The sequence below is a fragment of the Bacteroides sp. UBA939 genome (assembly GCF_002293435.1).
Classification (GTDB): Bacteria; Bacteroidota; Bacteroidia; order Bacteroidales; family Bacteroidaceae; genus Bacteroides.
Window position 1 is genome coordinate 3,091 of the sequence record NZ_DBDF01000024.1, and the last position, 6,435, is coordinate 9,525.

Annotated in this window: 5 protein-coding genes; all 5 read right to left on the reverse strand. The window is 44.6% G+C overall.

Annotation, left to right across the window (positions count from 1 at the left end; genetic code table 11):
* Window positions 1-494: substrate import-associated zinc metallohydrolase lipoprotein (locus B2Z67_RS01700; protein WP_291528089.1), on the reverse strand; the 494-nt coding region annotated here is incomplete at its 3' end.
* Between the two features lie 22 nt (window positions 495-516).
* Window positions 517-2,106, reverse strand: coding sequence for a RagB/SusD family nutrient uptake outer membrane protein (locus tag B2Z67_RS01705; protein WP_291528090.1), 1,590 nt, complete (start codon window positions 2,104-2,106; stop codon window positions 517-519).
* A 17-nt stretch (window positions 2,107-2,123) separates the two neighbouring features.
* Entirely contained in the window at window positions 2,124-5,576 is a 3,453-nt protein-coding gene (locus B2Z67_RS01710; RefSeq protein WP_291528091.1) for a SusC/RagA family TonB-linked outer membrane protein, read from the reverse strand.
* A gap of 238 nt (window positions 5,577-5,814) precedes the next feature.
* Entirely contained in the window at window positions 5,815-6,144 is a 330-nt protein-coding gene (locus tag B2Z67_RS01715; RefSeq protein WP_291528092.1) for a hypothetical protein, read from the reverse strand.
* Window positions 6,116-6,292, reverse strand: a complete 177-nt coding sequence (locus tag B2Z67_RS01720; protein ID WP_291528093.1) for a hypothetical protein — start codon at window positions 6,290-6,292, stop codon at window positions 6,116-6,118. The genes B2Z67_RS01715 and B2Z67_RS01720 overlap by 29 nt, the downstream gene beginning before the upstream one ends.
* Window positions 6,293-6,435 lie beyond the last annotated feature (143 nt).

The window sequence follows — 6,435 nt, forward strand, 5'->3', positions numbered from 1 at the left end:
TCGTGGAACATGGTCTTAAGCCAGTTGTCAGTCAACCAGGAAACAGTGGGATGATCAGGAGTATCATTTACCTTATTGATGGTAATTTTTATTCCCGAAGTGGCATAGGCCAGGGTTACCGTACCCGTCGAACCTGTTGTGTACTTTGCGGTACCCACAAGATTGATGACGCGTGGAGAATATCCCCGCGTGAAGTTTATTCCCGCCGACTCCGAAATCACGTCGAGCCACATATACTTCAGTATTTGAGCCACCACAACGCTCTTTTCAATCTTCGCAGGCGTATAGTCAAACTTTACATCCGAATCAACATCGTTCCACTTGTAGTGGAATTCCATATTATACGGATCTGTATAGTTTTTTGTCAACCATATATCAAATGGCGTCTGTTCCTCATTGCTGTCTATAATGATACTCTCTCCAAGTTTCTCATCAGAGCAAGCTGTTATTATAAACGCGAACAGGCAAACGGTAAGTATTACATATTTGTTCATAGCTTCATATTTATTGATTACATTATCTTGGATTGGGCGCGAGACCGGATGCTATCACCTTTTTGGGCAATTGAATGGCAAAGCGTTTGTCACCTACCTGTAGCTTTTCCAATACGCTGACATCGTTCGTACTGGATATTTCACGACGGACAACATCCATTTTCAGTCGTTTCAGGTCGAACCATCTCAAACCGTCGAAAACCGTTTCAATACGGCGGAAGTGAGTCACACAGTTAAGGTACGCATCCTGCTTATCAGAAGCCAACTGAATACCGAAACGCCTCCTGAGCGTAGGTGATTCGGGTGTCCATTCTTCTACATCTTTGCCATAAATTTCGTGCACCCCAGCGTCGGTGAGATTCACGATGTTTACGCACCATGATTCCAGCCACATATTCATATCAGCCAACGCAAGGTCGTATTGCTCGGTCATAATGTATGCCTCGGCGCGGCAAAGCAAGGTCTCAAGTGCAGAGAAGATTACTTTTGTCGCTGTTCTGTATCCCGTATTGTTTACAACATCTGTTGTTTGAAACGTATAATATGTTTTAGGTATTATCACGTAAACAGGAACGGAAGAAGAAGAAGCCGTCCAAACGTATGGATAAAAGGTAGCGGTTGAACCTCCACTGCCCCATATTCCCGGACTTTTCATCAATTCGGTATCGGCCAGATAAGGACTTACCGACCAAAGTTTGCCATCACCATAGTTGGCGTAAACATTTCCACACCGGCTCCTGATGTTGGCTATCATCAGATTAGCCGGTTCTTCCGAAGAGGTGTATTTCTTGGACAGTTCGGCAAAGTTTGTTGAATTCCCAGAACCATAGTTAGGCCAAAAAGAACGACTTGGCAATAAGCTTGCCGGGTTTTTGGTCAGTGTCAGTGTAGCGTACTCAATCACCTTTTGATAGTCGCCCTTATACAGGTAAAAACGTGTAGCAAACGCGTATGCCGCCTTTTTGTTAAAGTGCCATTTGGGTTGCGAATAGCTGTCGTTGTCTACGAGCGGCAAACCGGCAAGGATGTCTTCCTCTATATTTTGGTAGTTCGACAGGACACTCTCACGCTCGTATTTCGGATTGACGGTATTCTCTATCCCTTTCATATAATAAACACCCAGATCACTTGCACTCGTTTCGGCATTGTAGTGTAGGCCAAAAATATTGACAAGAAGAAAATGCGACCATGCCCGGCACATCAATGCCTCGCCTTTCTGTGCATTCAGGCTGGTAGGGCTTCCCAAGTCTTCGATGGCCTGCAACGCTGCATTCGCATGGGCAATGGCATAATAAGCTTCTTGCCAAAAGTCATCCGCCGAGTCTGTGCAATCTTGCACTTGGTCTAACCATAATGCAACTTCAGCATACAATGATTCGTATGCGCTTGATGTGGCGGAAGTGGCATGTCTCTTATCTCCATTATCCGACGAAAGTTCTGCCATGATGATGGGCGGCATCGGGTATGCATTCACAAGAAGCATTGAAACTTTCTCTTCGGTGTCTATATCGGTTCTATTGTCGGGCGATGTATCGAGAAATTTGTCGAAAGGCTCACAGCCGGTTAGCAAGACACCTATAATAAATAGCGTATATAAACTATATTTTTTCATATCATTACTTTTTAAAATTATAGACCTAAAGAAAGGGTAGCCGTAATTTGCTTGGCAAATGGTGAAGATACACCACCGGATTGTACAAACTCCGGATCTTGTCCATTCAATTTTTTATCAGCATAGAGCAGGAACAGGTTCGTTCCCTGAAGTTTTAGCGAGAGGCTGTTCAGCCCGATATTTTTCACATACTTCTTCGGTACGTTATACGACAGGCTGATTTCCTTTACACGGACAAATCCTCCGTCGGCAATACGCTCGGTCGAATAATTGTATGCCGAATACGCATAGCGTACGTTATTATACGCACTGGTTGTTTGGGTGTTGTAAACTTGACGATACGCCAAGACTGCCGGAAGTACGCCGGGTGTATTCTCGTCACCGGGCTTCATCCATCGGTTATTGAACTCAAGCGGAGTAGCCATCAGATCCGAGTAATAACGGGAGAACACCGGATTGAGGCGTACTTTATTGCCGAACGAATAGGTAACAAATACGTTAAGTCTGAAATCTTTATAACGGAATATATTACCCAAACTGCCATACAATGTCGGTTCCATAGAGCCTTCATACTTAAGGAAGCCGGTATTTATGGTTTCCTGGAAGTCGACAAACTGGCTTATCTCACCGTCCGCGTTATAGAAAGTAGGAATACCCTCCTTATTCAATCCTGCAAAAGGAATAGAAAACAGTGCACGGCTCGGATAGCCTACCATTGGCGCGCTCACACCACGCGTAAGCTCGGAAACACTTCGTCCTGTTTCAAGCTTTGTGATCTCTGTCTTGTTGTATGAGAATATGTAGTCGGTATTCCAGGTGAAGTTTTTGCGTTTGATATTCGTTACGGAAAGTTGCAAATCGACTCCGTTGGTTTTCATGGCAGCTGTATTGGCTCTTTTGTTTATGAAGCCTCCGATACCGGAAGTGAAAACAGGTCCTACAAGGTCGTAGTTATTACGCCAGTATATATCGCCGGTGAAATTGATGCGGTTGTCAAGAAATCCCAAATCAACACCGAAATTAAACTCATGCTTCTTTTCGTAAGTCAATTCAATATTGCCAAGAGAGGATATGTAATTGTACATCTCGCGGTCTGTTCCGTTTGGACGCCATTTTTCGGCACTTCTGAATATGATATCCGCATTGGAAAGACCACCTCTTGCTCCCGTAAGGCTGTATGATATGCGCCCCGTGGCATGTGACAGAATTTTCTGTTTGCCAAACCATTCCTCTTCGTGCGCATTCCATGCAAGACCTACGTTCCATGTTGGCAACCAGCGCGAATCGCGCGATTTACCCATCATGTTGCTTCCCTCATTACGGGCAGTAAGATTGATATTATACTTTCCCTTATACGAATAGTTCAGCAATCCGAAGAATGCCACACTGCGGTCTCTGTTTGTCGAGTATGTAAAATAGTCGTATCCTTCGTCGAATCCCTTTCGGAATGCTTCATAGGCATATTTAGACACGTCTCCCATGGAGTATTGACGTCCCCATCCGCGGAACCAGGAACGGTCTTTTTCGGCGGATGTCATTTCCATACCTGCGTACAACTTGACAATGTGATCGTCGAAAAAGATTTTATTATAGTCTCCCGTCAGGCGGAACGCATAGCTCGTTGCCTTACGATCTGTCCGGTCATAGATACCTCCATCGGGCAATACAGTGATAGGTATGTCGTAAGGATTATTAGGGTCATTCCATAGATAGCTGTTATTGTCTAATACATGTTGCTCACCCATGGCTCTATACGCCAAAGCTGTGTTCGAGTTATCCTTAATATTATGTTCAATGGAAGAAGTGCTGTATGTCATCGATCCCAACGCGCTGAAAGTGAGTTCCTTTATGGGCTTATATTGCAATTCACCCTGAATCAGCAAGTCGACAACATTATAATCCATATAATTGTTTTTGAGTTCGTTGTGAATATTAAACGCGGCATAATCGCGCGTATAAAACTCGTTGGGATCTAATGTGCGTGATGTGTTCAAAGCATAACTGTAGGGGTTAATGTCGAACGAACGGGACACTTCGCCATAGAGCGCGCTGACATCTCGGCTCAGTGTGCCGGGAGCGCGTTGCTTACGATACGACAGGGTCGACTTTAAGGATGCGGTAAGCTTCTTACTAATATGGTGGTCTAACTTCATCATCGCTGTGTACCGATTAACCCGACTCGACTCATACCAACCCGGGTCGATCATCATACTTACAGAACCATAGTATTGCGTCTTATCGCTACCGCCACTGATGCCAACGGAGTGGTTCTGCTGCAAAGCCATGGAGAAAAGTTCTTTAAACCAGTCCGTGTTTCTCATTTCCGCTGCGCGCAGGTACGCATTTTTAGCTTTCTCCGTGTTGGGCAACAAGAATCCGCCCATCGTCTCGTCATAAGTGTTCATCATTTCATACATCTTGCCATAAACGCCACTGGTGCGGTCACGGTAAGTATTCGTAAAGTTCAGCCAACCTTTATCCTCCAACTCACGATAGAAGCCCATCTGATCTTGAGAGTTCATGATGTTGAACGTCGAATAACTGGGGACAAGCCGGGTGGTAAATTCACCGCTATAACTGATTGACGACTGTCCCTGACGACCTTTTTTGGTGGTAACAACAATCACGCCCGCCATGGCCTTTGCTCCGTATATGGATGTTGCCGACCCGTCTTTCAGAATATCAAACGATTCTATATCGTTTGCATTCAATCCTGCAATGGCATTACTGATCAGTGTTTCGGCATCTCCTGAAGAAAGGGCGTCCGAACTTACATCGGCCACATTTTCAATAATTACTCCGTCAACAACCCAAAGAGGTTTTGAATCGCCATACAGAGAGGTGGCACCACGTACTTTGATCTTCGGCGCTGTACCGAATGTTCCCGAAACGTTCTGTACCGATACGCCCGCCACACGTCCTTCGAGTGAACGGCTAATGTCGGCAACACCATCGAGCTTTACATTTTCCGACCTCAAATTTGAGGATGCTCCGGTAAACAAGCGTTTATCCATCTTGGTCATACCAGTCACCACAACCTCGTCGAGTATCTGCGCATCGTCTTTGAGTACGATTCGCATCAAGCCCGAGCGAATAGATACGGTTTGTGTTTCCATACCAATGTATGAAATGATAATCTCTTTGGCCGAAGCGGGAATATTGACGACATTGAACTTGCCGTTGAGATCGGTAATGCCACCAAGCCCCTCCGTTCCTTTAATTAGTATCGAAGCCCCAATAATAGGCTCGCCCGTCTCATCAACCACTACGCCTTGTACAGTGCGCTGTTGTTGCTGTTGAGACAACATGTCCGCAGTGTCCCTTTCCTCCGCGGATTTCGGAATAATCTCATCAGAAAACTCTTTTGTTGGAGAGTTCTCAACACGACCGAAGCCGTCAGTAGCATAACTTGCTCCGGCCCCTAAACATAGTAGCCATACCAAAAATGACTTTAACCTTAAGTTTTTCATTGTACAGTTTTTAAGAACATGTTTCGATTTGTTAGTAAATTAATCTCATTTAACACAATATCTTGAAGCGAGAGATTTCATAAGCCATTTTAAGAGCTTTTTCCCTTACTTTAAAGTTCCAACGGCAAAAATATATAAAAAATCGGTTTTTTAAAAAAAAAGAATAAAAAAGATAATAGATTAACCAAAAAAAACATCATGAACCTGTTTAGGTTTTATTCGTTAGAGTTTACGTAAATTAGTGTTTGTATGTCCACGGCTTGCTATTAATTCTCAGATTATGCAAAGCAGCACATGTAGCAAATACCCGTTCCACAAACGAGTTAGCTCTGAGACGACATTCGTCTTTGACTATTCTCATTACCTTGGCACTGCCAATGGCATGTTCCACACGTACCCTAATGCGAGAGACTTCCGTGTTGAAGCCCTTCCCTTTCGGTATCGTCATGGAGCAATACAGGCTGAAACCCTCCCGGGAGAGTTCACAAAGGCGTTGGGAAAGTTCCTTGTCGGTCTGTGCCGACACAAGACCCATTGTTTCAAGGCTCAGGCGAAGGATGTGGGTCACTACGGCGTTTGCCGTTCATCTCATGTTCAGACAAGTAATCGTCATGCGCTGCCTCGAAGAAGGGAAGCAGGTTGGGAAACTGAGCATGGTCCATGCCGGTCAGGGAGCGGAAACTCTTGGGGTTATCTTTATGGTCGGTATAATTCATGCAAATAAAGGTACGCGCATACGCGATAAATAATAAATCTAAGTTACATTAACTCTAACCTGCATTATTCATGCTTCAGGAGTTAGCCTGCATTATTCATATTTCAGGAGTTTATAAGCAGGACTATCTCTATTCTCCTCCTC